The organism is Paraburkholderia hospita, from assembly GCF_002902965.1.
Taxonomy (GTDB): domain Bacteria; phylum Pseudomonadota; class Gammaproteobacteria; order Burkholderiales; family Burkholderiaceae; genus Paraburkholderia; species Paraburkholderia hospita.
Genome location: NZ_CP026105.1, coordinates 1,362,039 through 1,384,712, shown reverse-complemented (window position 1 = coordinate 1,384,712; position 22,674 = coordinate 1,362,039). Strand labels below are relative to the sequence as shown.

Sequence of the window (22,674 nt, the reverse complement as noted above, 5' to 3'; positions counted from 1 at the left end):
GCTTAAACCTTGAACGGGTGACGCAGAAGAATGGTTTCGTCGCGGTCCGGACCCGTCGACACCATGTCGATCGGCACGCCCGCCACTTCCTGCACGCGCGACAGATACGCTTGAGCGTTCGCGGGCAACTTGCTCCATTCCTTGATACCGACCGTGCTTTCCTGCCAGCCGCCGAACGTTTCGTAAACCGGCTCGCAGCGCGAGACTTCGGACGCGCCGCGCGGCAGGATGTCGGCGCTCTTGCCGTCGATCGTGTAGCCGACGCACAGCTTCACTTCGTCGAGACCGTCGAGCACGTCGAGCTTCGTGATGCACAGGCCCGACACGCCGTTGATCTGGATCGAGCGGCGCAGCGCGGCGGCGTCGAGCCAGCCGGTGCGGCGCGGGCGGCCCGTGACCGAGCCGAATTCCTTGCCGACCTTCGCAAGCGTCAAGCCGACTTCTTCCTGGCGGTTGGCGTTGTCGGCGTCGTACAGTTCGCTCGGGAACGGACCCGAGCCGACGCGCGTGCAGTACGCCTTCGTGATGCCAAGAATGTAGTCCAGCTTCTGCGGGCCGACACCCGCGCCCGCGCTCGCCGCACCCGCGACGCAATTGCTCGACGTAACGAACGGATACGTGCCGTGGTCGATATCGAGCAGCGTGCCTTGCGCGCCTTCAAACAGCAGGTTGTTGCCCGCGGCGTTCTCGTCGTACAGACGGCGCGAAACATCCGTGACCATCGGCTTCAGACGGTCGGCGTAGCTCAGCATCATGTCGAGCGTCTGCTGATAATCGACAGCCGGTGCGCCGAGGTATTGCGTGAGCACGAAATTGTGGAAATCGAGATTTGCGCGCAGGCGTTCAGCGAAGGTCTTCGGCTCGAACAGGTCCTGCACGCGCATGCCACGGCGCGCCACCTTGTCTTCGTAGGCCGGGCCGATGCCGCGCCCCGTCGTGCCGATCTTGCCGGCGCCGCTGCGTGCTTCGCGGGCCTGGTCGATGGCGACGTGGTACGGGAGGATCAGCGTGGTGGCTTCGGAGATGAAGAGACGCTTCTGCACGTCGACGCCGGCCGATTCTAGCTCTTCGATTTCCTTGAACAGCGCTTCAGGCGACAACACGACGCCATTGCCGATGTAGCAGGCGACGCCCGGGCGCATGATGCCCGACGGAATCAGACGCAAGATGGTTTTCTTGCCGCCGATGATGAGCGTATGGCCGGCGTTGTGACCGCCCTGGAAACGAACGACGCCTTGCGCGTGGTCCGTCAGCCAGTCAACGATCTTGCCCTTGCCTTCATCACCCCACTGGGTACCCACGACGACGACATTGCGCCCAGGGTTCACATTCACTGCGCTGGCAGACATGTTGTTTCTTAAGCTGGTTAAAAACGTATTTTACCTATGTTCGCGAAAGGTTCCCGATTTTTTCACGGACTGATACCGGGATTTTTCCCGAAATTTCCTTTTGCGCTCAAAGGCATGGGAGCGGCGAGGCGCTGCGGCCCGGCCGCGCGTGGCACGGAGCGGCCACGCGTTCGATGGTTGCGGCGTCACGTTTCACATGACGCGGCAGGCCTTCACGGCATCACGACTTCGATTCGACGACCCACTGGCCGTTGCGCTCGACCAGCACGCGGTCGCACGCGAATTCGTCGAGTGCGTGGTCGTGCCCCGGCAGCGCCTGGATCACGACTTCGCCCGCATCGCGCAGCGCGGCGACGCTCGTGCGCAAGGCTTCGCCGTGTTGCCATGGCGCGAGGATCGCGCTGCTGCGCGCCTCGATGGGCGAGATGCGCGCCACTTCGCGCAGATCCAGCGAAAAGCCCGTTGCCGCGCGGGCGCGGCCGTACGCCTGGCCGACCTTGTCATAGCGGCCGCCTCGCGCGACGGCATTCGGCACGCCATCGACGTAGGCCGAGAACATCACGCCGCTGTGATAGGCGTAGCCGCGCAGATCGGCCAGATCGATCATCACTTCCGCGCCGTCGACCTGTTGCGCGAGGAACGCGAGGTCGTCGAGCGCCCGCGCGATTTCGGGCGCATTCGGCAGACGCGCGCGCGCTTCTTCGAGCACGGACGCGTCGCCGTACAGCGTGGGCAGTGCGCGCAGCGCGTCGCGCGTGACGGGCGTGAGGTTCGCCGTCAGTTCGTTGAGCAGCGGCACGTCCTTGCCTGCGAGCGCTTCGTAAAGCGCCTCGCCGAGCGACGCGGCAGCCGGCTCGCCATCGATCAGCGCGCCAAGCACGGCGGCGTGGCACAGATCCAGACGCACGCGGCCGAGTCCCGCGAGATGCAGCGCGTCGAGCATCAGTTGCTGAATCTCCAGATCCGCTTCGAGACCCGCATGACCGTAAATTTCGGCGCCGATCTGGATCTGCTCACGCGTCGCGTGCAAACCGCGCGGGCGCGTGTGCAGCACATTGCCCGCGTAGCACAGGCGCGTCACGCCCTGGCGGTTCAGCAGGTGCGCGTCGATGCGCGCGACCTGCGGCGTGATGTCGGCGCGCAGGCCGAGCGTGCGGCCCGACAGCTGATCGACGAGCTTGAAGGTGCGCAGGTTCAGGTCGCTGCCGCCGCCTGTCAGCAGCGACTCCAAGTATTCGAGCAGCGGCGGCATGACCATCTCGTAGCCGTACGCGCGAAAGCGGTCGAGCAGCCGGCGGCGCAGTTCTTCGATCTTGCGTGCCTCGGACGGCAGCACGTCGGCAATATTCTCGGGAAGTAACCAGGTCGACATCGATACAGTCCTACGACGGTGAATCCGGCGTCATGGCAAACGCCGTCGGAAATTGGGGTGATGCGCGGCGCGCGGAACGTTGGTGCCCACCTCGAGACTCGTTCCGGGCTTCGCCCCGGGGAGCCGGCGACGTGCCGGCCGGCCGTGATGGCCGGCAAAGTGAACGACACTTGGCGCATTACGACGCATGGCGCGTGCTGCACGCAGTGTCCGGAAACGGACGCCACCTCGTGAGTGCCGCCCGGCATCGCATGGCGCCCGGTCAGGTCGCGATCAACAGCAACAGCAGCCCGAGCACCATGACGATCAGCCCGCCGATCCGGATGTGGTGCGGCGGGCGCTCCGCTATTCTACGAAACGTGTCGCGCCAGGCGCTCGGAAACACGAACGGGAACATCCCCTCGATGATCAGCATCAGTGCGATCGCGAGCAATAACGAGCCGGCTATGTCCATGCGATGAGGCCGCCGCGATCCGTATGCCGCGGCGTTCCAGTTATCAGTGTTTGCGCGCGCCCGTCGACGCGCCGGAAGACGATTGAACGGCGGCGGCTCCGCCGTCCGGCCCGCGCATGAAGCGGAAGAAATCGTTGCTCGAGTCGACGACCATCACGTCGCCGGGTTTGAAGCTGTTCTTGTACGCCTGCATGCTTTGGTAGAACTGATAGAACTGCGGGTCGCTGCCATACGCCTCGGCGGCAATCGACGCAGCCTTGCCGTCGCCCTCGCCCTTGGTCGCCTGCGCCTGCTTGTACGCGTCGGCGAGCACCGCCTGCTGCTGTTGCGCGGCGTCCGCCTTGATGCGGTCCGCTTCGGCTGCGCCGTCCGCACGCTCCTGATTGGCCACCTGCTGGCGCGCGGCAATCATGCGCTTGTAGACGGAATCGGCCATCGCAGCCGGGAAATCGAGCCGCGTGAACTGCACGTTGACGACGTCGACGCCCAGCGACGCCGCGCCCTTCTGCATACCGTCGCGCGCCTGAGTCGCGATCGCGTCCTGCTTCGCGAGCGCGTCGGTCAGCGTGTATTTCGCGAACGCGTCGCCGAGCGCGCCGCGCGTGAGCAGCGCGAGCCGGTCAGGCAGGCTCTGCACGTCGCCCTTGGTTTCCGTGACCAGCTTCACGGGATCGGACACGCGGAATTTGACGACGGGGTTCACCAGCAGATCCGTTTTATCGGACGTGGCGTAACGGTCTTCGTCGGGTGCATCCAGCGACTGGATGCGCGTGTCCACCGATGTCACCGTCTGTAGCGGCGGCGGCAGCTTCACGTGCAGGCCGGGGCCCGCGAGCGTGGGCGCGGCGTCGCCGCGAGCGGAGACGACGGCCATATGCCGCGGATCAACGACGAATACCATCGACGACGCCGCGAACAGCACGATCACGACGGCCACGACGAGCGCAACAATTTTGTTCATGTTCGCGCTCCTTATTGCAGATCGTCTTCGCGGCCGCGGCTGCGGAACGAATCACGCGAACGGAAGGCGTCGCTTGCGGCGGCTGCCTGGCTTGCGCTGCTGACGGGCGCGGCGGGCGGCGTGATGATCGCGGGCGTGTTGCCGCCCTGCGCCGCCGCTTGTGCACCCTGAGCACTCTGTGCATTTTGTGCGGGCTGCGCAGCCTGCGCCGCCGATGCGGCACTGGCCGCAGCCGATTCGGCCACGCGCTGACGCGTCTGCTCGACGAGCTTGTCGAGCGGCAGGTACAGCACGTTGCTGCCCGACTTGCTGTCGACGAACACCTTCGTCGTGTTCGAGTAGATTTGCTGCATCGTTTCCAGGTACATACGTTCGCGGATCACGGCAGGCGCCTTCGAATACTGCGCATAGACTTCCTTGAAGCGCTCGGCATCGCCTTGCGCCTGCGCGATGACGCGGTCACTGTAGGTTTTCGCGTCATCGATCATGCGCTCGGCTTCCGCCTTCGTGCGCGGCAGCAATTCGTTCGCGTAGGCTTGCGCGTCGCGCTTTGCACGCTCGCGATCCTGCCGCGCCTTTGCGGCGTCGTCGAACGCGGCCTGCACCTGATCGGGCGGCTGCACGCTCTGGATCGTCACGCCCGTGACGGCGAGCCCCGTGTGATATTCGTCCAGGGAATGCTGGATGGCTTCCGTCAGTTGCGCGCGGATGGCCTCGCGGTCCTGATAGAGGATGTCGCTCGTGCTGCGCGAGCCGACGATCTCCCGCACCGCCGCCTGCGCGGCCTGGGTGACGCTTTGATCAGGGTCGGCGCTGCGGAACAGATAGTCGGTCGGCTTGCGGATCTGGTACTGGACGGCAAAGCGCACGTCGACGATATCGGCGTCGTGCGTGAGCATCGACGCGTCCTTCACGTTCGCGAGACGCACCACGTTGTTGCGGCCGATCTCGACCGAGCGAACCTGGCCCACGTTGACGGTTTCATGGGATTCGAACGGATACGGCAGACGCCAGTGCACGCCCTGCCCGACCGTGCCGCGCAACTGCCCCAGACGCAGTACCACGGCCGCCTGGTTGTCCTGCACGACGAACACGCCGCTGCCGAGATAGATCGCAATCAGCACGCCGATGATGATGCCGACGCCGATGCGCGCGCCGCGCCCGTTGTCCGGACGCGGACCGCCGCCGTTGCCGCCCTTGCGGCCAAACATGCGCGACAGACGCCGGTTGAAGTCACGCCACATTTCGTCGAGATCGGGCGGACCTTCGCTGTCCTTGCCGTTGGGCGGACGCTTCGAATCGTTCAGACGCTGGCGATCGCCATTGCCTTCGCCCCGGCCCCAGCGCGGGTCGTTCAGCGACAACATGCCGCGCAGACGCAGCCAGATACTCCGCTCGTTGTAATCGTTCACCTGTGTTCGTTCACCAGAGTAGACAGCGGGTCAATGCAATTGGAACGGGTCAGCGCCCGTGTCTGGGATCTTGCGGTCTTCGCGGTGGTCTTCGCCTGCATCATCGCGTTGCTCTTGATGAGGTGCCGCCGCTTCCGGGCCTCTCTCCGACAGTAGACCGTCAGACTCCGGCAGATGTTCGGCAGTTGCGATTTCGGCGATGGCAGCGCGCAGTGTGTCCAGCCCTTGCCCCGTGCGCGCGCTCAAAAAGACGCGCGAAATATTACCATACTCGTCCCGCTCGACCGCGTCGCCCCGGGCCGCCAGTTCGGGCACGGCGTCGATCTTGTTGAACACGAGCACCTGCCGGATCGTATCCGCGCCGATCTCGCGCAGCACGTCGTTGACCTGATCGATCTGATCGAGCCGCACCGCGCTCGACGCATCGACGACATGCAGCAACAGGTCCGCGTGAATGGTTTCCTCGAGCGTGGCGCGGAAAGCGGCCACCAGTTGGTGAGGCAACTCGCGGATGAATCCTACGGTGTCCGAGACGACGATCTGCCCGACCTCTTCGCCGAGATACACGCGGCGGGAAGTCGTATCGAGCGTGGCGAACAACTGGTCGGCGGCGTACGCCTGCGCCTTGGTCAGCGCGTTGAACAGCGTCGACTTGCCCGCGTTCGTATAGCCGACCAGCGACACCGACATCGTGCGATTACGCGCCCGCGCGCGCCGCTGCGTGCCGTGCTGGCGGCGCAGCTTTTCGAGCCGCCCCTTGAGCATCTTGATGCGCTCGCCGATCAGCCGGCGGTCGGTTTCGAGCTGCGTTTCACCCGGGCCGCGCAGGCCGATACCGCCCTTTTGCCGCTCCAGGTGGGTCCACGCGCGAATCAGCCGCGTGGCGAGATATTGCAATTGTGCGAGTTCGACCTGGAGCTTGCCTTCGTGACTGCGCGCGCGTTGCGCGAAGATATCGAGGATCAGGCTGGTGCGGTCGACCACGCGCCTGTTAAGCGTACGCTCCAGATTGCGCTGCTGCGCCGGCGCAAGTGCGTGGTTGAAGATGACGATGTCGATGTCGTTCGCCTCGCACGCGAGGCGCAACTCTTCGGCCTTGCCGCTGCCGACGAACATCGCGGCATCGGGACTGGAACGGCGACCGGTGAGGGTGACGGCTGGATGGGCACCCGCGCTTTGCGCGAGCAGGCTGAGTTCTTCGAGACTGGCTTCGAAATCGATCTTTCCGAAGTCGATGCCGACAAGCGCTGCGTTGATCAAATTGGTGGATGTCAAAATGAAGCGGCCGGGCTGTGTCGCCTGCGGACGACGCTCGACCGGCCGCGACGAGAGGTTAGGACGATTCGGAATCCGGGTGGAAATTCACCGGACGGGCAGGCACGACAGTCGAGATAGCGTGCTTGTAGACCATCTGGGTCACCGTATTCCGGAGCAACACGACGTACTGGTCGAACGATTCAATGTTCCCTTGAAGCTTGATGCCGTTGACCAGATAGATCGAGACCGGCACGTGCTCTTTACGCAGTGCGTTCAAAAACGGGTCTTGTAACAATTGCCCTTTGTTGCTCATAGCAAACTCCGTGTTTTTTTGCAGGTTGACTTTATTGCCGGCGAAGAAAAAGAAATCCGCCGTCAATCGCTACACTATAGCCGATTTTTATTGACCAGCGCTTTGCCTGGCCGTTCGGCCAGGACCCAATGTACATGCGGGTTTCAGGCCGGATTTCAAGCCATGAACCGGCCTGCGTTGAACGCCTGTATCAGCCCTTGTCCGCGTACGGATTCGTCGTCGAACGAAACTCTATTCGCAATGGAGTGCCCGTCAGCGCGAAAGTTTCCCGGAAGCGGTTTTCAAGGTAGCGCTTGTACGTATCGGTCACAGCGTCGAGCGCGTTGCCGTGAATCACGATGATCGGCGGATTTTGTCCCCCTTGGTGCGCGTAGCGCAGTTTTGGACGCACGGGACCGCGGCGGCGCGGCTGCTGGAACTCGACAGCTTCGATCAGCGCACGCGTGAGCTTCGGCGTCGGCAGCTTCGTCATCGCAGCCTTGTACGCGTCGTCTACGGAGCGCATCAACGGGCCAATTCCCGTCTTTTCCGCTGCAGAAATGAAGTGGAACTTGGCGAACTCGAGGAATTTTAGCTTGCGCTGAAGATCCGCCTTGGTGCGCTCACGCACATGCGGGTCGAGCCCGTCCCACTTGTTCACGCCGACCACGAGCGCCCGACCCTGCTCGACAACGAAGCCCGCGATGTGCGCGTCCTGCTCCGAAATGTCCTGGCGCGCGTCGAGCAGCAGGATCACGACGTTGGCGTCGGAAATCGACTGCAGCGTCTTCACGACCGAGAATTTTTCGATCGCCTCGAACACTTTGCCGCGTTTGCGCAGGCCGGCCGTATCGATCAGCGTGTATTTTTTGCCCTGCCGTTCGAAGTCGACGTAAATCGAGTCGCGCGTCGTGCCCGGCATGTCGAACGCGATCACGCGGTCTTCGCCGATCAGCGTGTTGACGAGCGTCGACTTGCCGACGTTCGGCCGCCCGACGATCGCGATCTTGACACCGTGCTGCGCCTTCTCTTCGTCACTCTCTTCCGGCTGGCCGGCGTACGCGACGTCGAGCGCCTCGTTGATCATTTCCGTGACGCCGTCGCCGTGCGCAGCGGAAACCGCGCGCGGGTCGCCGAGGCCCAACTCGTAGAAGTCGGCGGCCACCGACGTGTATTTCATCCCCTCGGACTTGTTGACGACGAGGAAAATGGGCCGGCCCGTCTTGCGCAGGTAGTCGGCGATCGACTTGTCCTGCGGCGCGAGGCCATTGCGGCCGTCGACGATGAACACGACGATGTCGGATTCCTCGACGGCCTGACGCGTCTGGCGCGCCATCTCATGCAGAATGCCGTCCTTCGCGACGGGTTCGAAGCCGCCCGTGTCGACCACGAGATACGGGCGCTCACCGCCGACGCGGCCTTCACCGTAGTGACGGTCGCGTGTGAGGCCGGGCAGATCGGCGACCAGCGCATCGCGCGAACGCGTGAGCCGGTTGAACAGCGTGGATTTCCCCACATTGGGGCGCCCGACGAGGGCAATAACGGGTTTCATCAGATCTTGTTCACAGTGAGGCGCGGCATCGAACGGTCGATCTGCCGCGCTGGCAACGCCATGCGGCCGTTGCACGGCTGCGTTTGACGAAAATTATCACGAATTTGACCCAATTCGAACGCGCGGAGCTTGCGCATGCGAACGGATTTCAGGTTGGCTGCCTGCGTGGGTCCGCCCAGTGGCTCATGCGACCCGATCGGCGCCACCTGGATCGCGCGTGATGACGCGACGCGTGCTGGATGACCGCCTGTGCAGCCTGACTGGCGGTCCCGATGATGTGGGGCGGCATGCTTCTTCCGCGCTCGTCCCGATCAAAATCGGGACGCCATCAAAAAAAGTGCGGCCGGCAAAGCCGGCCTGGATTCACCGCACGACGCGCCGTCCAGGACGCGCCGCACAGCCCAACTACGTTTTAACGCGGACGGAAACCGTACAGATCGCCGTCGTGCGTCTGCACGATCAGCGTGTCGCCCGCCAGCACGGGCGCAGCCGTGATCGCGCTGCCGTCCGTCTTCGCACGGGCGACGAACGTGCCGTCGTCGCGCGACAGGAAATGCACGTAGCCCTGATAGTCGCCGACCACGGCGGCGTGGCCAAGCAGCATCGGCACGCTGACGTCACGGCTCTTCAGCTGGTCGTTGCGCCACAGTTGCTTACCCGTGTTGGCGTCGAACGCCGACACGATTGCCCAGTCGTCGCCCGCGACCACGACACGGTCGTCCTGAGCGAGACCGCTCGTGCTCGAGAATGCCTTTTCCCACAGCGCGCGACCCGAGTTGGCGTCGAAGCAGCCAAGCTGACCCTGGAACGTGACCGCGCAGGTTTCGGCGCCCATCAGCGTGGGCGGGCCCGTCACGTCGTTGATACGCTCGACTTCCGTCACGCCCTTCGGATACGACACAGGCGTCGTCCAGTAGGCGTCGCCCGTCTGCAGGTTGATCGCCGCGAACTGGCCGCCGGGAAAGCCGGCGAGCACGGCCTGGTCGCCCGCGAACGTCATGCCCGCCGATACGCGCAGATTCAGCGGCACCGCGCGGTTGCGGTAGTTCCACTTCTGCTCGCCCGTTTGCGCGTTGAACGCGGTGATCTGACCGTCCACCGTACGTACGACCACGAGACCGTTACCGACGAGCGGCGGCGACAGGATTTCGCCCGGTGCAAGACCCTTCCACGACAGCTTGCCGCTCTGGTCGAGCACAAACACTTCACCCTTCAGGCCGCCGACGGCCGTCAGCGTGCCGTCCGTGCCGACGCCGGCCGACAGGTCGCCGTCGACCTTCGTGCGCCACAGATCCTTGCCCGTCTTGGCATCGATCTTCGCGACCGAGCCGTTTGCGCCCGCCGCATACACGGCGTCGCCGACCGTCACGGGCGAGAACATATAGCGTCCGGCCTTGCCGACGCTGGACGTCCACACCTGCTGCACGTCGAGCACGGGTTTGAACTCGGTGAGCGGCGTGGGCACGCGGCGCTCGTCTTTCGACGATGAGCAGGCCGTCAGAGCAAGCAGGGTCATCGCACAGGCAACGGGCACAGCGTAACGTTTCAGCAGATTCATCGGTGAACGAAGCATGTATGTTGTATTGATCAAAAATTGTCGGCGGACGTTGCAGCGGCGTGCAACGTTCAGCCGCCCAGCGCGTCGAGCTTGAACTGGATCAGTTGACGGGCCGAGGCATCGTTCTTCGGCAGCGAGTCGAGCGCGAGCTTGTAGGCAGTGCGTGCATCGTCGCGCTTGCCTTGCGCGGCGAGCAGGTCGCCGCGGCGATCCGCGACGACGCCCTTGAACGCATCCGAAGGATCGTTCAACAGCGCGAGACCGGCGTCATAGGCTTTTTCATCGAGCAGCAGCGACGCGAGACGCAGCTTCGCAATCTGCTTGAATTCGTCGTCCTTCGCGTGGTCGACGGCCCATTGCAGTTGCGCTTTCGCGCCCGGTTCGTCGCCTGCAGCATACAGCGCCTTCGCGGCTGCGAGCGCCGTCATCTGCGCGTAAGCCGTGCCGCTGAACTTGTCTTCCATGTCGGTCGCGACGCGCGTGATGGCCGCCTTGTCCGTGCCCGTCGTGGCTTGCTGAACCTGGTCGTACAGCACGGCTGCTTCCGCTGCCTGATGACGCTGCCAGTAGTTCCAGCCGTTCCAGCCGGCGGCCGCAACAAGCGCGACCAGCACGATCCACGTGACGCCATTCCCCCACTGCGCCCACCATGCTTTCAGGCTTTCAAGCGATTCTTGTTCGTCGTGGTAACTCATCGCGACGCGTTTTCCTTTCCTGGTGCTTTATATGAATGGGGCCGCAACCGGTGCGGCCCGTCGAATGACGCCGCGATCAGTCGTCGTCTTCGGTGGACGCAACCATCGCATTGATTAGATATTCGGTCAAGTCTTCGAGCGGCACCGTTTGTTGCTCGCTCTTTCCGTCGCTTTGCGATGTGTCGCGCAGCGCCTTCACGCCAGCCGTGCCGTTCGCGATCTCATCCTCGCCGAGGATCACGGCGAACGCCGCGCCGCTTGCGTCCGCGCGCTTCATCTGCGACTTGAAGCTCGACGCCTGACCGTCAGGACTGCAATGCAGAATCACATCGAGGCCCGTGTCGCGCAGACGCTCGGCGACGATGAACGCCTGCTCGCGGGCCGCATCGCCCTGGTGCGCGACGTACACATCGCACCCTTCTGCTTCGGGCACGAGATTCTCTTCCTTCAGCAGCTCGAGAATGCGTTCGATGCCCATTGCCCAGCCGCACGCCGCCGTCGGCTTGCCGCCGAGCTGCTCGATCAGCGGATCGTAGCGGCCGCCTGCTGCGACCGTACCTTGCGCGCCGAGTTTGTCCGTGACCCATTCGAACACAGTCAGATTGTAATAATCCAGACCACGCACGAGACGCGGATTGATCGTGAACGGAATGTTGTTCGCCTTCAGGATGCGCTGCAGCCCTTCAAAGTGCGCGCGCGATTCCTCGCCGAGGAAATCGATCAGCTTCGGTGCGTTCTGCGCGACTTCCTGCATGGCCGGATTCTTCGTATCCAGCACGCGCAGCGGGTTCGTGTGCAGACGGCGCTTCGCGTCTTCGTCGAGCACGTCGAGGTGCTTCTCGAGATACGCGATCAGTTCGACGCGGTGCTTTGCACGCTCTTCAGCGAGACCCAGCGAGTTGATTTCGAGCTTGATGCCCGTCAGCCCGAGGTCGTCCCACAGACGCTGGCACATCAGGATGATCTCAGCGTCCGTGTCCGGGCCGGCGAAGCCGAGCGCCTCGACACCCACCTGGTGGAACTGCCGGTAACGGCCACGCTGCGGACGCTCGTGACGGAACATCGGGCCGATGTACCACAGGCGCTTCGGGCCGTCGTACAGCATGTTGTGTTCGATCGATGCGCGCACCACGGCAGCCGTGTTCTCCGGACGCATCGTCAGGTTTTCGCCGTTCAGCGCGTCGGTGAAGCTGTACATCTCTTTCTCGACGATGTCGGTCACTTCGCCGATACCGCGCGTGAAGAGCTGCGTGTGCTCGACGATCGGCGTGCGGATATTCTGGTATCCGTACGAACGCAGCATCGACTTGACCGTCGATTCGAAAAATTCCCACAAGCCGGCGTCCTGCGGAAGGATGTCGTTCATGCCCTTCACGCCGGACAACTTGTCGAGCTTCTGCTTCTTCTGTTCAGTCATCTGTCTACTTGACGATTGGATGGGGAGCGAATCAGTTCGTCGCTTCGGCGCGACCGTAGGTGCGCTCGACGTAATCGCTCACGATCTGCTGGAATTCCTGCGCGATGTGTTCGCCGCGCAGCGTCTTGACCTTCACGCCGTCGACAAACACGGGCGCGGCCGGATTTTCGCCCGAGCCCGGCAGGCTGATACCGATGTTCGCGTGCTTCGATTCGCCCGGACCATTGACGATGCAACCCATCACGGCGACGTGCATCTTCTCGACGCCGGGATATGTGTCGCGCCACATCGGCATTTGCGTGCGCAAATACGTTTGAATCTGCGATGCGAGTTCCTGGAACAGCGTGCTCGTGGTGCGGCCACAGCCGGGGCACGCGATGACCATCGGCGTGAACGAGCGCAGGCCCATCGTCTGCAGGATTTCCTGGCCGACGATCACTTCGCCCGTGCGCGATGCGCCCGGTTCCGGCGTCAGCGAGATACGGATCGTGTCGCCGATGCCCTGCTGCAGCAGCACGGAGAGCGCCGCCGTCGAAGCGACGATGCCCTTCGATCCCATGCCCGCTTCCGTCAGGCCAAGGTGCAGCGCGAAGTCGCAACGGCGCGCGAGTTCCTGGTACACGGCGATCAGATCCTGCACGCCGCTCACCTTGCACGACAGGATGATCTTGTCGCGCCCAAGGCCGAGTTCGACAGCACGTTCCGCCGAGCCGATCGCCGACTGGATCAGCGCTTCGTACATCACGCTTTGCGCTTCCCACGGTTCGGCGCGCGTGGCGTTTTCGTCCATCATCCGCGCGAGCAGGTCCTGATCGAGACTGCCCCAGTTCACGCCGATCCGCACCGGCTTGTCGTACTTCGCGGCCGCTTCGATCATCTGCGCGAACTGCGTGTCGCGCTTCGCACCCTGGCCGACGTTGCCGGGATTGATCCGGTACTTCGACAGCGATTCGGCGCAGCCCGGATAGTCGCGCAGCAGCAGATGGCCGTTGTAGTGGAAATCGCCGACCAACGGCACCGTGACGCCCATACGGTCAAGCTGCTCGCGAACTGCGGGCACGGCAGCTGCCGCTTCCGGCGTGTTGACCGTGATACGGACGAGTTCCGAGCCAGCCTGCGCAAGTTCCTTGATCTGGATTGCCGTGCCGATCGCGTCTGCCGTATCGGTGTTCGTCATCGACTGCACGCGCACGGGCGCGTCGCCGCCGATCGTCACGAGCTGGCCGCCCCAACGGACGTCGACCGCATTCGAGCGGCGACGCGGCGCGTGACCGCCGAACACCGGCACGGTCGAAACAATCTGACTGCTGGATTTCACTTGATCGGAGTGCATCGATAAACCCGCTTACACCGCCTGCTCACCGCCCGGAAAGTGTCCGGCCCCGTTGAGAAATACGGCGCGTGAATTGAAAAAGCGCCGCGGCCCCAAAAGCCGCGACGCACACGATTGAATTGACGTCAGGGCAGCGCGAAGCGTGCCACATTGCCCTTCGCCGACACATATTTGGCCGGATCGACCGGCTGGCCGTCCAGCGTGATCGAGTCCAGACCCGCCTTGTTGCCGAGCGTCACCTTGAGCGGCGGCACGCCGCTGACTTCCTTGCTTTCACCCGCGTGCACGAGTCCGGAGAATACTTCCTTGCCGTCCTTCTGGCGCACGCTGAACCAGCTGTCCTGCTTGACCGACAGCGCGACCGTCGATGAACCTTCCGGCGCGACCGGCGACTCGCTCGCCGACGCAGCCGCCGCGACGGCCGGCGCCGCGCTCGCAGCCTTCGGCGCCGCAGCAGCCGGCGTCGATGCCGATGCGACCGTCGATGCCGGCGCAACGCCTGCCATCGGAAGCGGCGTGGGCATCGGCGTCGCCGACGCGCCTTCAGCGGCCGCTTGCGTATCCGTTTGCGCCGCCGAATCCGACGCGCTGATTTCGCCTGTCACAGCCGAACCGCTTGCGGCCTGTGCTGCGCTCGACGATGCCGTTTCCGTCGACGCCGCACTGCCGGCGATACCCTTCAGACGCGCAAGCCACGCGGTCGAGTCACCATTGTTCGTATGCCACATGGCGAGCGCGATCAGCACCACCACGGCGAGCGCGACGCCCCACATCCACGAACGGCGGCGCGGCGCGCCGCCGCCAAGCGACAGCGATACTTTCCCGCGCGGCAGATCCGTGCCCGCCGATGCCGGCATGGTCAGCGCAGGTTCCGGCACGCCCTTTTCGCGACGCAATGCCTGCGTCATCGGGGCGGGATCGGCACCCACCATTTTTGCGTAGCTGCGCAAGACGCCCAGCGCGAACGTGGTGTCCGGCAACTGGGTGAGATCGCCCGCTTCGAGCCCGCGCAGCTTGCCCGGCGAAACCTTCAGGCGCGCGGACACGTCCTCGACCGACCAGCCTTTTGACTCGCGCAACTGCGCAAGCCGCGCGCCGACGGCGCCCAGCGAGTCGAACCCGGTCGGCACGGCTGCCGGCACGGCCGCCGGCAGCGGTCGATCCGAATGCGTATCCATGTCGTGCGGTTGCGGGTGCTGCGGCTCACTCATCCCAAATCCTTTCGCGTCGATTCTTTTATCACTCATGCGAACGGGCGGCTTTTTGCCTCGCCCGGTTTCGCAGACCGTTTATAACAAAATGTGCGGCTGTGCGTGCCGCTTCCGATCGCTTTTGCAAACTTTCTTTTCACATCACGCGACACGGCGCACCCGAAGAGGAGGCTTGCTGGCATGCCGCCCCTTTTCGCCTGTCGCGGGCCTTACACGGCGCGAACTTCGATGACCTTCGACTTGCCGGTGCGCTCAGCCAGGCGCGTGCGGTCCTTGACTGCGCCTGCCAGCTGACCGCAGGCGGCGTCGATATCGTCGCCGCGCGTCTTGCGCACTGTCGTGACGACCCCAGCGTCGATCAACACTTGCGCGAAACGCTTGATCTGCTCGTTTTTCGAGCGAAACAACCCCGATTCCGGGAACGGATTGAACGGAATCAGGTTGAATTTGCACGGCACGTCGCGTGTGACGGCCAGCAACTCGCGTGCGTGCGCTTCGCTGTCGTTCACGCCGTCGAGCATGCAGTATTCGAACGTGATGAAGTCGCGCGGCGCGACTTTCAGATACCGCTGGCACGCGGCCATCAGCTCGCGCAGCGGATACTTCTTGTTGAGCGGCACCAGCACGTCGCGCAGCGCGTCGTTCGGCGCGTGCAGCGAAACGGCGAGTGCCACAGGCAGATCGGCGCCGAGCCGGTCCATCATCGGCACGACGCCCGAGGTGGACAACGTGACGCGCCGGCGCGACAGACCGTAGGCGTTGTCGTCGAGCATCAGCCGCATAGCCGGCACGACGGCGTCGTAATTGAGCAGCGGCTCGCCCATGCCCATCATCACGACGTTCGTGACGACGCGCTCGCCCTTGCCCTCACCGCCCGTCGCGCGCCCGCCGGCCGTGCCGAGCGACGCGCGCAGCGCGAATTCGGCCATGCGCAACTGGCCGATGATTTCGCCCGTGCTGAGATTGCGTGAGAAACCTTGCTTGCCCGTCGAACAGAAACGGCAGTTGACGGCGCACCCCGCCTGCGACGACACGCACAGCGTGCCACGCGTTTCTTCGGGGATGAAGACGGTTTCGACGGCATTGCCGTTACCGACGTCGACGAGCCACTTGCGTGTGCCGTCGGTGGAAATATGGTCGCTGACGATGGGCGGCATCGTGATGGATGCACGCCCTTTCAGCTTTTCGCGCAAGGACTTCGCGAGATCGGTCATCCCGTCGAAGTCGGCAGCGTTGTACTGGTGTAACCAGCGCTGCAATTGCTTGGCGCGAAACGGCTTCTCGCCGAGGCTGTCGCAATACGCGACGAGGCCAGCGGCGTCGAGATCGAGAAGGTTGACGGTGGGACTGCTCGTCATATCGAATCCTGCCATTCAGTGCGAGACTGCGTTCATGCAACAAGCTGCATGAACGCGTATGCCGCTCGCGCCCGCTCCTGCTGCGATTACTGCTGTCCTACGAAGCGCTTAGCGCGAGTAGACGTTGACTTCCGGGAAGAAGAACGCGATTTCGCCGCGTGCCGTTTCCACTGCGTCCGAGCCATGGACTGCGTTCGCGTCGATGCTGTCAGCGAAGTCAGCGCGGATCGTGCCCTTGTCGGCCTTTTTCGGGTCGGTTGCACCCATCAGATCGCGGTTCTTCAGGATGGCGCCTTCGCCCTCCAGAACTTGAACCTGCACCGGGCCGGAGATCATGAACTCAACCAGATCCTTGAAGAACGGGCGTTCTGCGTGCACAGCGTAGAACTTCTCTGCGTCAGCGCGCGACAGATGAACCATGCGCGATGCCACGATCTTCAGGCCAGCGTTTTCGAAGCGGCTGTAGATCTGGCCGATCACGTTCTTGGCCACTGCGTCCGGCTTGATAATCGACAGGGTGCGTTCGATCGCCATAAAAACTCCAGAAAATTTAAGAGGTTACAGATTTAAATGAATCCGCTATTGTAGCATGTTCCAGTGTATGATTGCGATTGAACCCTTACGATACTGTAAGGTCGAAGTTGGAGTCGCCCAAGCCCTTTAAGTCAGCGCTAAGAATGGGGTAACACAATGTAATCGCACGGTGTCGTGCGCCGCATTGAAACTCCCCGCTACGCCGCTAATCTTAGGGGTGTGGGTTCGCGTGACGGCGGCAACTGCCAGCCGGCACCGTACAAAAACCGTTGCAAGCCACGTCGCAACACTGCGTCTGACGCAAGGAGAAACCATGAACGATTATCCCAATACCTTTGGCCGGGGCGGCAGCGTCACCACGGCCGAGACCCGCAACCGGGTACTGCGCAACACCTACTGGCTGCTCGCGCTGTCGATGGTGCCGACCGTCCTCGGCGCGTGGGTGGGCGTCGCCACCGGCTTCTCGCTGTTCGCCGCCACCAGCCCGGCGATGAGCATGCTGGCGTTCTTCGCCATCGCGTTCGGTTTCATGTTCGCGATCCAGAAGACGAAGGACAGCTCCGTCGGCGTGTTCGTGCTGCTCGGCTTCACGTTCTTCATGGGCCTGATGCTGTCGCGCCTGCTGAGCTTCATCCTGGGCTTTTCGAACGGGCCGCAGCTGATCATGCTCGCCTTCGGTGGCACTGGTGTGATCTTCGCCGCGATGGCGACGATCGCCACAGTCAGCAAGCGTGACTTCTCGGGCCTCGGCAAATGGCTGTTCGTCGGCGTGATCGTGCTGCTGCTGGCGATGGTTGCGAATGTGTTTCTGCAACTGCCTGCGCTGATGCTGACGGTGTCGGTGCTCGCGATCGTGATCTTCTCGGCCTACATGCTGTTCGACGTGCAGCGCGTCGTGAACGGCGGCGAGACGAACTACATCACGGCGACGCTCGCGATCTATCTCGACCTGTACAACGTGTTCGTGAACCTGCTGGCGCTCCTCGGCATCTTCGGCGGCAACCGTAACTGATCGAACGCTGATCGTTAGCTAAAACAAAACGCCCGTGACGAGCAATCGTCACGGGCGTTTTTCATTTCAAGGCGCCATGCGAGCGGCGATGCTCAAAGGCTCAACCAGCCGAACCCTTCGCTTTGCGTCGCCACCACCACTTCTGTTGCCGCCGCGCCTAGCACGCCAGCCATCGCCGCCTGGGCCAGCTCAGGTAGATTGTTCTGCTGACTCAGATGCGCCGCCACAAGATGCCGCAGCTTCGAGCGATCGAGCGACGCGAGAATCTCCGCCGCCGCGTCGTTGTTCAGATGCCCATGATTACCGCCGATCCGCGCCTTCAACGACGGCGGATAGCGCGAACCCGCCAGCATCTGCACATCGTGATTGCATTCCAGCACGAGCGCGTCGCAACCGCTCAGCACCGCGCTGATGTGCGGCGTCGACGTGCCGACGTCGGTCAGCACGCCCAGGCGCGATGCACCATCGGAGAATATGTATTGCAGCGGCTCGCGCGCGTCGTGCGGTACGGTGTACGGCAGCACGCTCAGATCGCCGATCGCGACGGTTTCGTCGCCCCACAGCACATGCAGATCGACATCGGCTTCGTCGGCGCCCACGGCGCGCGCGGTGCCCCAGCTCATGTACAACGGAATGGACAGCTTGCGCGCCAGTGTCAGCGCGCTGCCGATGTGATCGCTGTGTTCGTGCGTGATGAGAATGGCGTCGAGCTCGTCGACGCCAGCGCCCAGCCGCTCCAGCCGCCGGGCGACTTCTTTGCCCGAGAAGCCGCAGTCCAGCAGGATGCGCGTGGTCGTGACACCGCTTTGAGCTTCGACCAGCAACGCATTGCCCTCACTGCCGCTTCCCAGACTGGCGAATCGCACGACCCGCCTTAGTTCAGTTGCGCATGCAGCAGCGACACGATGCGCTGCGCGTCCGACGACGTATCCACCTGGCCATTCGAGTCGACGACGGCAACCTGCGTCATCGCGTCGCCCTTCGAGCGCACGTTGACGAGGAATTCGTGGCTGTCTTTCTTCGCGCTCTTGTCGCTATAGAACAGCTTGCCGAACAGACCGTCGCGCTTGAGTTCCTGCATCGAATCCGCGTAGCGCACGTAGTAGATGCCCTTTTCGCGATCGCGGTTGTCGACGGTGAAGTTCGTACGGTCGAGCGCAAGGCCGACGCGCAGCCACGCGCGATCGAACGATTCAGGCAGGTCGAGCGTGGCGCCGCCCGCGCTCTTGTCGAGCTGCGCCTGCGCCGTCGACGGACGCGCGTCCGTCAGCAGTTGCTTCGATTGCGCGTCGGTGAGGCCGAACTTCTGCATCAGCTTGGCGAGGAACTCGGCTTCCAGCGCGGGATCGCGCGGACGCTCGACCCAGCGCGACGAGGTCTTGTCCTGTCCCGTCAGCACTTCTTCCATCGCCGAGTGCGTGATCGAGATATCGGTTGCGCCTGTGCCGCTCGAATCGCGCGAAACCAGCGTGCGGAAGCTGTCGCGCGTGCCCGACGAGTACGCGAAATCGACGACCTTGCCGATCGTGCGGCGGAACCAGTCGTCCGGAATGTTGGCGCGGTTTTCCGCCCAGTCGGTCGACATGATGCCCGTGGTCGGCGCATCCGTCTTCAGCGAGAAACCGTTCTCGGTCCAGAATTCCTGCAACTGCGGCCACAGCTGTTCCGGTGAGCGTCCGTCCACGACGAGCCAGCGGCGGTCGCCATCGCGCTCGATGTGCATGCCCAGCGGGTCTTGCGCGCTCGGCACCCCTTCTGTCAGGTTGCCCGCCGCTGTCTTCGCGCGTTGCGGCGCGCCGCCGAGCGCCGCGCCTGCAGGAGGCGCCACGTAGCGCTGGTCGATTTGCGCAGCGGACAGATCGCTAGGCACGGCGAGCGGCGGCGCACTCGCGGTTGCCTTGTAGTTCACTCGGTCCGACGCGAGCATGTCGTTCAGCGACTCGCAGCCAGAAAGCGACGCGATCGAGCCAGCCGCAAGCGTCAGCGCCGCCAGGCGCGTTGCGTGGAGGGAAAGTGCGGAACGTTTCATGGGGTCCTTCGTGAAGCTAAACGCGCTGCCTGGATCGGTGCGGACCGTGGGCGATATCGACGTCAGTTGAAAAAATGCCGGGAGGCGCCTGAAATGTCAGACGCTCAGCCGAGCAGCCCAGCCTCGCGCAGCGCGGCGCGAACCACGTCGTGGTAACGCGCGTCCAGCGGCGTAAGAGGCAGACGGATGCCGCCCTTGACGCGGCCCAGTTGCTGCAACGCCCACTTGGCGGGAATCGGATTCGATTCGATGAAGAGGTTCTTGTGCAGCGAGAGAAGTTTCAGATGGATTTCGCGCGCCGTCTTCGCGTCGGCTGCGAGCGCGGCCTTGCACAGGTCGCTCATCAGGCGCGGCGCGATGTTTGCCGTCACCGAGATATTGCCATGGCCGCCCAGCAGCATCAGCGCAATCGCGGTCGGATCGTCGCCGCTGTAGATGCCGAAGTGCGCGGGCGCCGACTTGATCAGATGCGCAGCGCGATCGATGTTGCCCGTCGCTTCCTTCACGCCGATGATGCCCGGCACGTTAGCGAGACGCAGGATGGTCTCGTTCGACATGTCCGCGACCGTGCGGCCCGGCACGTTGTACAAGATCACGGGAAGATCGACCGTTTCGGCGATTTTCGAGAAGTGGCGGTAGATGCCTTCCTGCGTCGGCTTGTTGTAGTACGGCACGACCTGAAGCGTGGCATCGGCACCCACTTTCTTCGCCTGCTCGGTCAGCTCGATGGCTTCCGTCGTCGAATTGGCGCCCGCCCCCGCGATCACGGGGATGCGGCCGGCTGCCTGCTCGACGGCCGTCCGGACCATCAGCACGTGCTCCTCGACCGACAGCGTCGCCGACTCGCCGCTCGTGCCGACCACGACCAGACCGTTCGTACCCTCTTCGATGTGCCAGTCGACCAGTTTGCGGAAGGCCGGGAGATCGAGACTGCCGTCTTCGAGCATCGGAGTGATGATGGCGGGAATGCTGCCGCGAATCGCGACGCCGTCTTGCTGAGTGCCGTTAGCCATGAAACGCCATGAATTTGTTCAATAAACTGCGATTGTAGCGGATTAACCGGTCAGATCGTAACGCGGGGGAACACCCGTATCTTTCGTTTCGACCGACCCATCCGGCTCGCGCACCGCGCAAATGCGCTGCACGTAGGCGGGACGCGGCTCCGCGAGGAATCCATCCTGAAATGCAACGACACGTAACAGTCCGCGCACCGCGTCAATCAGCTCACCGGGCGCGAGCAGAAAAGCGGGGTTCGAAGGCTTGCCGACCGTTTCGTTGCCCTTCGCGAACGTTTCGTAGATCAGCACGCCGCCAGGCGCCAGCGCGCCCAGCAATTGGGGGAAGAGCGGACGGTGCAGATAGTTCGTGACGACGACGGCCGCGAATTGCGAATCCGCCGGCAGCGGCCACGGACCGTTTTCGATATCGGCGGCGACGGCCGTGATGCCGTCCACGCCGTTCATCGACTCCAGAGCGGCGGCATCGCGGTCGATTGCCGTAACGGGATGGCCGCGCGACGCGAAAAACCGCGCGTGCCGCCCAGCTCCCGATGCCACATCGAGCACCGCACCGCCCGCTTCGACCAGGTGCGCCCAGCGCTTCACCCAGCGCGACGGCTCACCGATCGCCGCATGGCTTGCGCCCGACGCGCCTGGGTTCTGGCCGTCCGTCATCAGGTGTACGACAGGCCCATCGCTTCGCGCACGTCGCGCATCGTCTCCGACGCGAAACGGCGCGCCTTGTCGCAGCCGTCGGCGACGATCGCGCGCAGCAGCGACGGATCATCCATGTACTTCTGCGCGCGTTCGAGCATCGGCTGCTGCTCGCGCAGAATGCCTTCGATCACCGGCTGCTTGCACTCCAGGCACCCAATGCCCGCCGTGCGGCAGCCCTTCTGCACCCACTCGTGCGTCTCGCTGTCGGTGTAGACCTGATGCAGCTGCCATACCGGGCACTTGTCCGGATCGCCCGGATCGGTGCGGCGCACGCGCGCCGGGTCGGTCGGCATGGTGCGGACTTTCTTCGTGATCGTCTCAGCGTCTTCGCGCAGGCCGATCGTGTTGCCGTACGACTTCGACATCTTCTGGCCGTCGAGGCCGGGCATCCGCGACGCTTCCGTCAGCAGCACCTGCGGCTCCGGCAGGATGATCTTGCGCGAGCCTTCGAGGTAGCCGAACAGGCGCTCGCGATCGCTCATCGACAGGCTTTGCGACTCCGACAACATCGCGCGCGCCTTTTCGAGCGCTTCTTCGTGGCCTTCCTGCTGATACGCGACGCGCAGTTCGTGATAAAGCTTCGAGCGCTTGCCGCCGAGCTTCTTCGCGGCTTCGTTCGCTTTTTCTTCAAAGCCGGGTTCGCGCCCGTACATGTAGTTGAAGCGCCGCGCCATTTCGCGCGCCATTTCGACGTGCGGCACCTGATCCTCGCCGACGGGCACGAGCGACGCGCGGTACAGCAGGATGTCGGCGGCCATCAGCACGGGATAACCGAGGAAGCCGTACGTGCCGAGGTCCTTGTCGCGCAGCTTCTCGATCTGCTCCTTGTAGGTCGGCACACGTTCGAGCCAGCTGAGCGGCGTGCTCATGCCGAGCAGCAGCGAGAGTTCGGCGTGCTCTGGCACACGGCTCTGGATGAACAGCGTCGCCTGCGCCGGATCGATGCCCGAAGCAAGCCAGTCGACCAGCACATCCCAGACGTTCTTCTCGATGACTTCCGGCGTTTCATAGTGCGTCGTCAGCGCATGCCAGTCGACCACGCAGAAGAAACACGGGTACTCGGATTGCAGACGCACCCAGTTTTTTAGCACGCCGTGATAGTGGCCGAGGTGCAGCGAGCCGGTAGGCCGCATGCCGGAGAAGATACGGTCGGGGTACATGGT

General features: G+C 63.7%; 22 protein-coding genes. 1 reads left to right on the top strand and 21 read right to left on the bottom strand.

Features of this window, described 5'->3' with window-relative positions; genetic code table 11:
* Positions 1-2 precede the first annotated feature (2 nt).
* From C2L64_RS06185 to ndk, 16 genes are all read right to left on the bottom strand, one after another.
* Positions 3-1,349 carry an adenylosuccinate synthase gene (locus C2L64_RS06185; RefSeq protein ID WP_007580438.1) on the bottom strand — a complete coding sequence of 449 codons (1,347 nt, stop codon included), beginning with the start codon at positions 1,347-1,349 and terminating at the stop codon, positions 3-5.
* A 220-nt stretch (positions 1,350-1,569) separates the two neighbouring features.
* Positions 1,570-2,721 carry an ATP phosphoribosyltransferase regulatory subunit gene (locus C2L64_RS06180; protein WP_090835859.1) on the bottom strand — a complete coding sequence of 384 codons (1,152 nt, stop codon included), beginning with the start codon at positions 2,719-2,721 and terminating at the stop codon, positions 1,570-1,572.
* Positions 2,722-2,983: 262 nt separating this feature from the next.
* Complete coding sequence (locus C2L64_RS06175) at positions 2,984-3,175, bottom strand: DUF2065 domain-containing protein (RefSeq protein ID WP_007580434.1); 192 nt, start codon at positions 3,173-3,175, stop codon at positions 2,984-2,986.
* A 43-nt stretch (positions 3,176-3,218) separates the two neighbouring features.
* Positions 3,219-4,136, bottom strand: a complete 918-nt coding sequence (hflC, locus tag C2L64_RS06170; RefSeq protein WP_079485009.1) for a protease modulator HflC — start codon at positions 4,134-4,136, stop codon at positions 3,219-3,221.
* An 11-nt stretch (positions 4,137-4,147) separates the two neighbouring features.
* Positions 4,148-5,548, bottom strand: a complete 1,401-nt coding sequence (gene hflK / locus C2L64_RS06165; protein ID WP_090835860.1) for an FtsH protease activity modulator HflK — start codon at positions 5,546-5,548, stop codon at positions 4,148-4,150.
* Positions 5,549-5,578: 30 nt separating this feature from the next.
* The gene (hflX, locus tag C2L64_RS06160; RefSeq protein ID WP_007580428.1) at positions 5,579-6,823 is read right to left on the bottom strand and encodes a GTPase HflX; all 1,245 of its coding nucleotides are present in this window, start codon (positions 6,821-6,823) and stop codon (positions 5,579-5,581) included.
* A gap of 58 nt (positions 6,824-6,881) precedes the next feature.
* A complete protein-coding gene (gene hfq / locus C2L64_RS06155; protein ID WP_007580427.1) occupies positions 6,882-7,118 on the bottom strand; it encodes an RNA chaperone Hfq in 237 nt (78 codons plus the stop codon).
* 190 nt (positions 7,119-7,308) lie between these two features.
* Positions 7,309-8,649 carry a ribosome biogenesis GTPase Der gene (gene der / locus C2L64_RS06150; RefSeq protein ID WP_007580424.1) on the bottom strand — a complete coding sequence of 447 codons (1,341 nt, stop codon included), beginning with the start codon at positions 8,647-8,649 and terminating at the stop codon, positions 7,309-7,311.
* A complete protein-coding gene (locus C2L64_RS06145; RefSeq protein WP_158660488.1) occupies positions 8,649-8,786 on the bottom strand; it encodes a hypothetical protein in 138 nt (45 codons plus the stop codon). Before C2L64_RS06145 ends, der begins: the two co-directional genes overlap by 1 nt.
* A gap of 275 nt (positions 8,787-9,061) precedes the next feature.
* Positions 9,062-10,207 carry an outer membrane protein assembly factor BamB gene (gene bamB / locus C2L64_RS06140; RefSeq protein ID WP_007580421.1) on the bottom strand — a complete coding sequence of 382 codons (1,146 nt, stop codon included), beginning with the start codon at positions 10,205-10,207 and terminating at the stop codon, positions 9,062-9,064.
* Positions 10,208-10,275: 68 nt separating this feature from the next.
* Positions 10,276-10,902: a tetratricopeptide repeat protein gene (locus C2L64_RS06135; protein ID WP_090835861.1), complete on the bottom strand. Its 627-nt coding sequence runs from the start codon at positions 10,900-10,902 to the stop codon at positions 10,276-10,278.
* Between the two features lie 76 nt (positions 10,903-10,978).
* Positions 10,979-12,319 (bottom strand): histidine--tRNA ligase, encoded by a 1,341-nt coding sequence (gene hisS, locus C2L64_RS06130; protein ID WP_086910547.1) that lies wholly within the window; start codon positions 12,317-12,319, stop codon positions 10,979-10,981.
* 31 nt (positions 12,320-12,350) lie between these two features.
* Positions 12,351-13,652 carry a flavodoxin-dependent (E)-4-hydroxy-3-methylbut-2-enyl-diphosphate synthase gene (ispG, locus tag C2L64_RS06125; protein ID WP_007580416.1) on the bottom strand — a complete coding sequence of 434 codons (1,302 nt, stop codon included), beginning with the start codon at positions 13,650-13,652 and terminating at the stop codon, positions 12,351-12,353.
* A 125-nt stretch (positions 13,653-13,777) separates the two neighbouring features.
* Positions 13,778-14,863, bottom strand: a complete 1,086-nt coding sequence (locus C2L64_RS06120; RefSeq protein ID WP_007580414.1) for a helix-turn-helix domain-containing protein — start codon at positions 14,861-14,863, stop codon at positions 13,778-13,780.
* 209 nt (positions 14,864-15,072) lie between these two features.
* On the bottom strand, positions 15,073-16,221 hold the full coding sequence (rlmN, locus tag C2L64_RS06115) for a 23S rRNA (adenine(2503)-C(2))-methyltransferase RlmN (protein ID WP_007580411.1): 1,149 nt from the start codon (positions 16,219-16,221) through the stop codon (positions 15,073-15,075).
* Between the two features lie 108 nt (positions 16,222-16,329).
* A complete protein-coding gene (gene ndk, locus C2L64_RS06110) occupies positions 16,330-16,755 on the bottom strand; it encodes a nucleoside-diphosphate kinase (RefSeq protein WP_007580409.1) in 426 nt (141 codons plus the stop codon).
* A 313-nt stretch (positions 16,756-17,068) separates the two neighbouring features.
* On the opposite strand from ndk, the gene C2L64_RS06105 reads away from it, so the two are divergent.
* A complete protein-coding gene (locus C2L64_RS06105; protein WP_007580408.1) occupies positions 17,069-17,767 on the top strand; it encodes a Bax inhibitor-1/YccA family protein in 699 nt (232 codons plus the stop codon).
* A gap of 92 nt (positions 17,768-17,859) precedes the next feature.
* Here the strand turns inward: C2L64_RS06105 and C2L64_RS06100 are convergent, their stop codons facing one another.
* The 5 genes from C2L64_RS06100 to C2L64_RS06080 form a co-directional block, all read right to left on the bottom strand.
* Positions 17,860-18,633 carry an MBL fold metallo-hydrolase gene (locus C2L64_RS06100; protein ID WP_090835862.1) on the bottom strand — a complete coding sequence of 258 codons (774 nt, stop codon included), beginning with the start codon at positions 18,631-18,633 and terminating at the stop codon, positions 17,860-17,862.
* Positions 18,634-18,641: 8 nt separating this feature from the next.
* The gene (bamC, locus tag C2L64_RS06095) at positions 18,642-19,796 is read right to left on the bottom strand and encodes an outer membrane protein assembly factor BamC (RefSeq protein ID WP_007580405.1); all 1,155 of its coding nucleotides are present in this window, start codon (positions 19,794-19,796) and stop codon (positions 18,642-18,644) included.
* A gap of 104 nt (positions 19,797-19,900) precedes the next feature.
* Positions 19,901-20,809: a 4-hydroxy-tetrahydrodipicolinate synthase gene (gene dapA, locus C2L64_RS06090; RefSeq protein WP_007580404.1), complete on the bottom strand. Its 909-nt coding sequence runs from the start codon at positions 20,807-20,809 to the stop codon at positions 19,901-19,903.
* A gap of 42 nt (positions 20,810-20,851) precedes the next feature.
* Entirely contained in the window at positions 20,852-21,469 is a 618-nt protein-coding gene (locus C2L64_RS06085; protein WP_090835863.1) for a class I SAM-dependent methyltransferase, read from the bottom strand.
* A complete protein-coding gene (locus C2L64_RS06080; protein ID WP_007580402.1) occupies positions 21,469-22,671 on the bottom strand; it encodes a tryptophan--tRNA ligase in 1,203 nt (400 codons plus the stop codon). The genes C2L64_RS06085 and C2L64_RS06080 overlap by 1 nt, the downstream gene beginning before the upstream one ends.
* Positions 22,672-22,674: the final 3 nt, after the last annotated feature.

What these genes read in the sequence shown, in the direction of transcription:
- C2L64_RS06185 (WP_007580438.1), bottom strand. Translation starts at nt 1,349, where the DNA reads ATGTCTGCCAGCGCAGTGAATGTGAACCCTGGGCGCAATGTCGTCGTC.
- C2L64_RS06180 (WP_090835859.1), bottom strand. Translation starts at nt 2,721, where the DNA reads ATGTCGACCTGGTTACTTCCCGAGAATATTGCCGACGTGCTGCCGTCC.
- C2L64_RS06175 (WP_007580434.1), bottom strand. Translation starts at nt 3,175, where the DNA reads ATGGACATAGCCGGCTCGTTATTGCTCGCGATCGCACTGATGCTGATC.
- hflC (WP_079485009.1), bottom strand. Translation starts at nt 4,136, where the DNA reads ATGAACAAAATTGTTGCGCTCGTCGTGGCCGTCGTGATCGTGCTGTTC.
- hfq (WP_007580427.1), bottom strand. Translation starts at nt 7,118, where the DNA reads ATGAGCAACAAAGGGCAATTGTTACAAGACCCGTTTTTGAACGCACTG.
- der (WP_007580424.1), bottom strand. Translation starts at nt 8,649, where the DNA reads ATGAAACCCGTTATTGCCCTCGTCGGGCGCCCCAATGTGGGGAAATCC.
- C2L64_RS06145 (WP_158660488.1), bottom strand. Translation starts at nt 8,786, where the DNA reads ATGCGCAAGCTCCGCGCGTTCGAATTGGGTCAAATTCGTGATAATTTT.
- bamB (WP_007580421.1), bottom strand. Translation starts at nt 10,207, where the DNA reads ATGAATCTGCTGAAACGTTACGCTGTGCCCGTTGCCTGTGCGATGACC.
- C2L64_RS06135 (WP_090835861.1), bottom strand. Translation starts at nt 10,902, where the DNA reads ATGAGTTACCACGACGAACAAGAATCGCTTGAAAGCCTGAAAGCATGG.
- hisS (WP_086910547.1), bottom strand. Translation starts at nt 12,319, where the DNA reads ATGACTGAACAGAAGAAGCAGAAGCTCGACAAGTTGTCCGGCGTGAAG.
- ispG (WP_007580416.1), bottom strand. Translation starts at nt 13,652, where the DNA reads ATGCACTCCGATCAAGTGAAATCCAGCAGTCAGATTGTTTCGACCGTG.
- C2L64_RS06120 (WP_007580414.1), bottom strand. Translation starts at nt 14,863, where the DNA reads ATGAGTGAGCCGCAGCACCCGCAACCGCACGACATGGATACGCATTCG.
- rlmN (WP_007580411.1), bottom strand. Translation starts at nt 16,221, where the DNA reads ATGACGAGCAGTCCCACCGTCAACCTTCTCGATCTCGACGCCGCTGGC.
- ndk (WP_007580409.1), bottom strand. Translation starts at nt 16,755, where the DNA reads ATGGCGATCGAACGCACCCTGTCGATTATCAAGCCGGACGCAGTGGCC.
- C2L64_RS06105 (WP_007580408.1), top strand. Translation starts at nt 17,069, where the DNA reads ATGAACGATTATCCCAATACCTTTGGCCGGGGCGGCAGCGTCACCACG.
- bamC (WP_007580405.1), bottom strand. Translation starts at nt 19,796, where the DNA reads ATGAAACGTTCCGCACTTTCCCTCCACGCAACGCGCCTGGCGGCGCTG.
- dapA (WP_007580404.1), bottom strand. Translation starts at nt 20,809, where the DNA reads ATGGCTAACGGCACTCAGCAAGACGGCGTCGCGATTCGCGGCAGCATT.
- C2L64_RS06085 (WP_090835863.1), bottom strand. Translation starts at nt 21,469, where the DNA reads ATGACGGACGGCCAGAACCCAGGCGCGTCGGGCGCAAGCCATGCGGCG.
- C2L64_RS06080 (WP_007580402.1), bottom strand. Translation starts at nt 22,671, where the DNA reads ATGTACCCCGACCGTATCTTCTCCGGCATGCGGCCTACCGGCTCGCTG.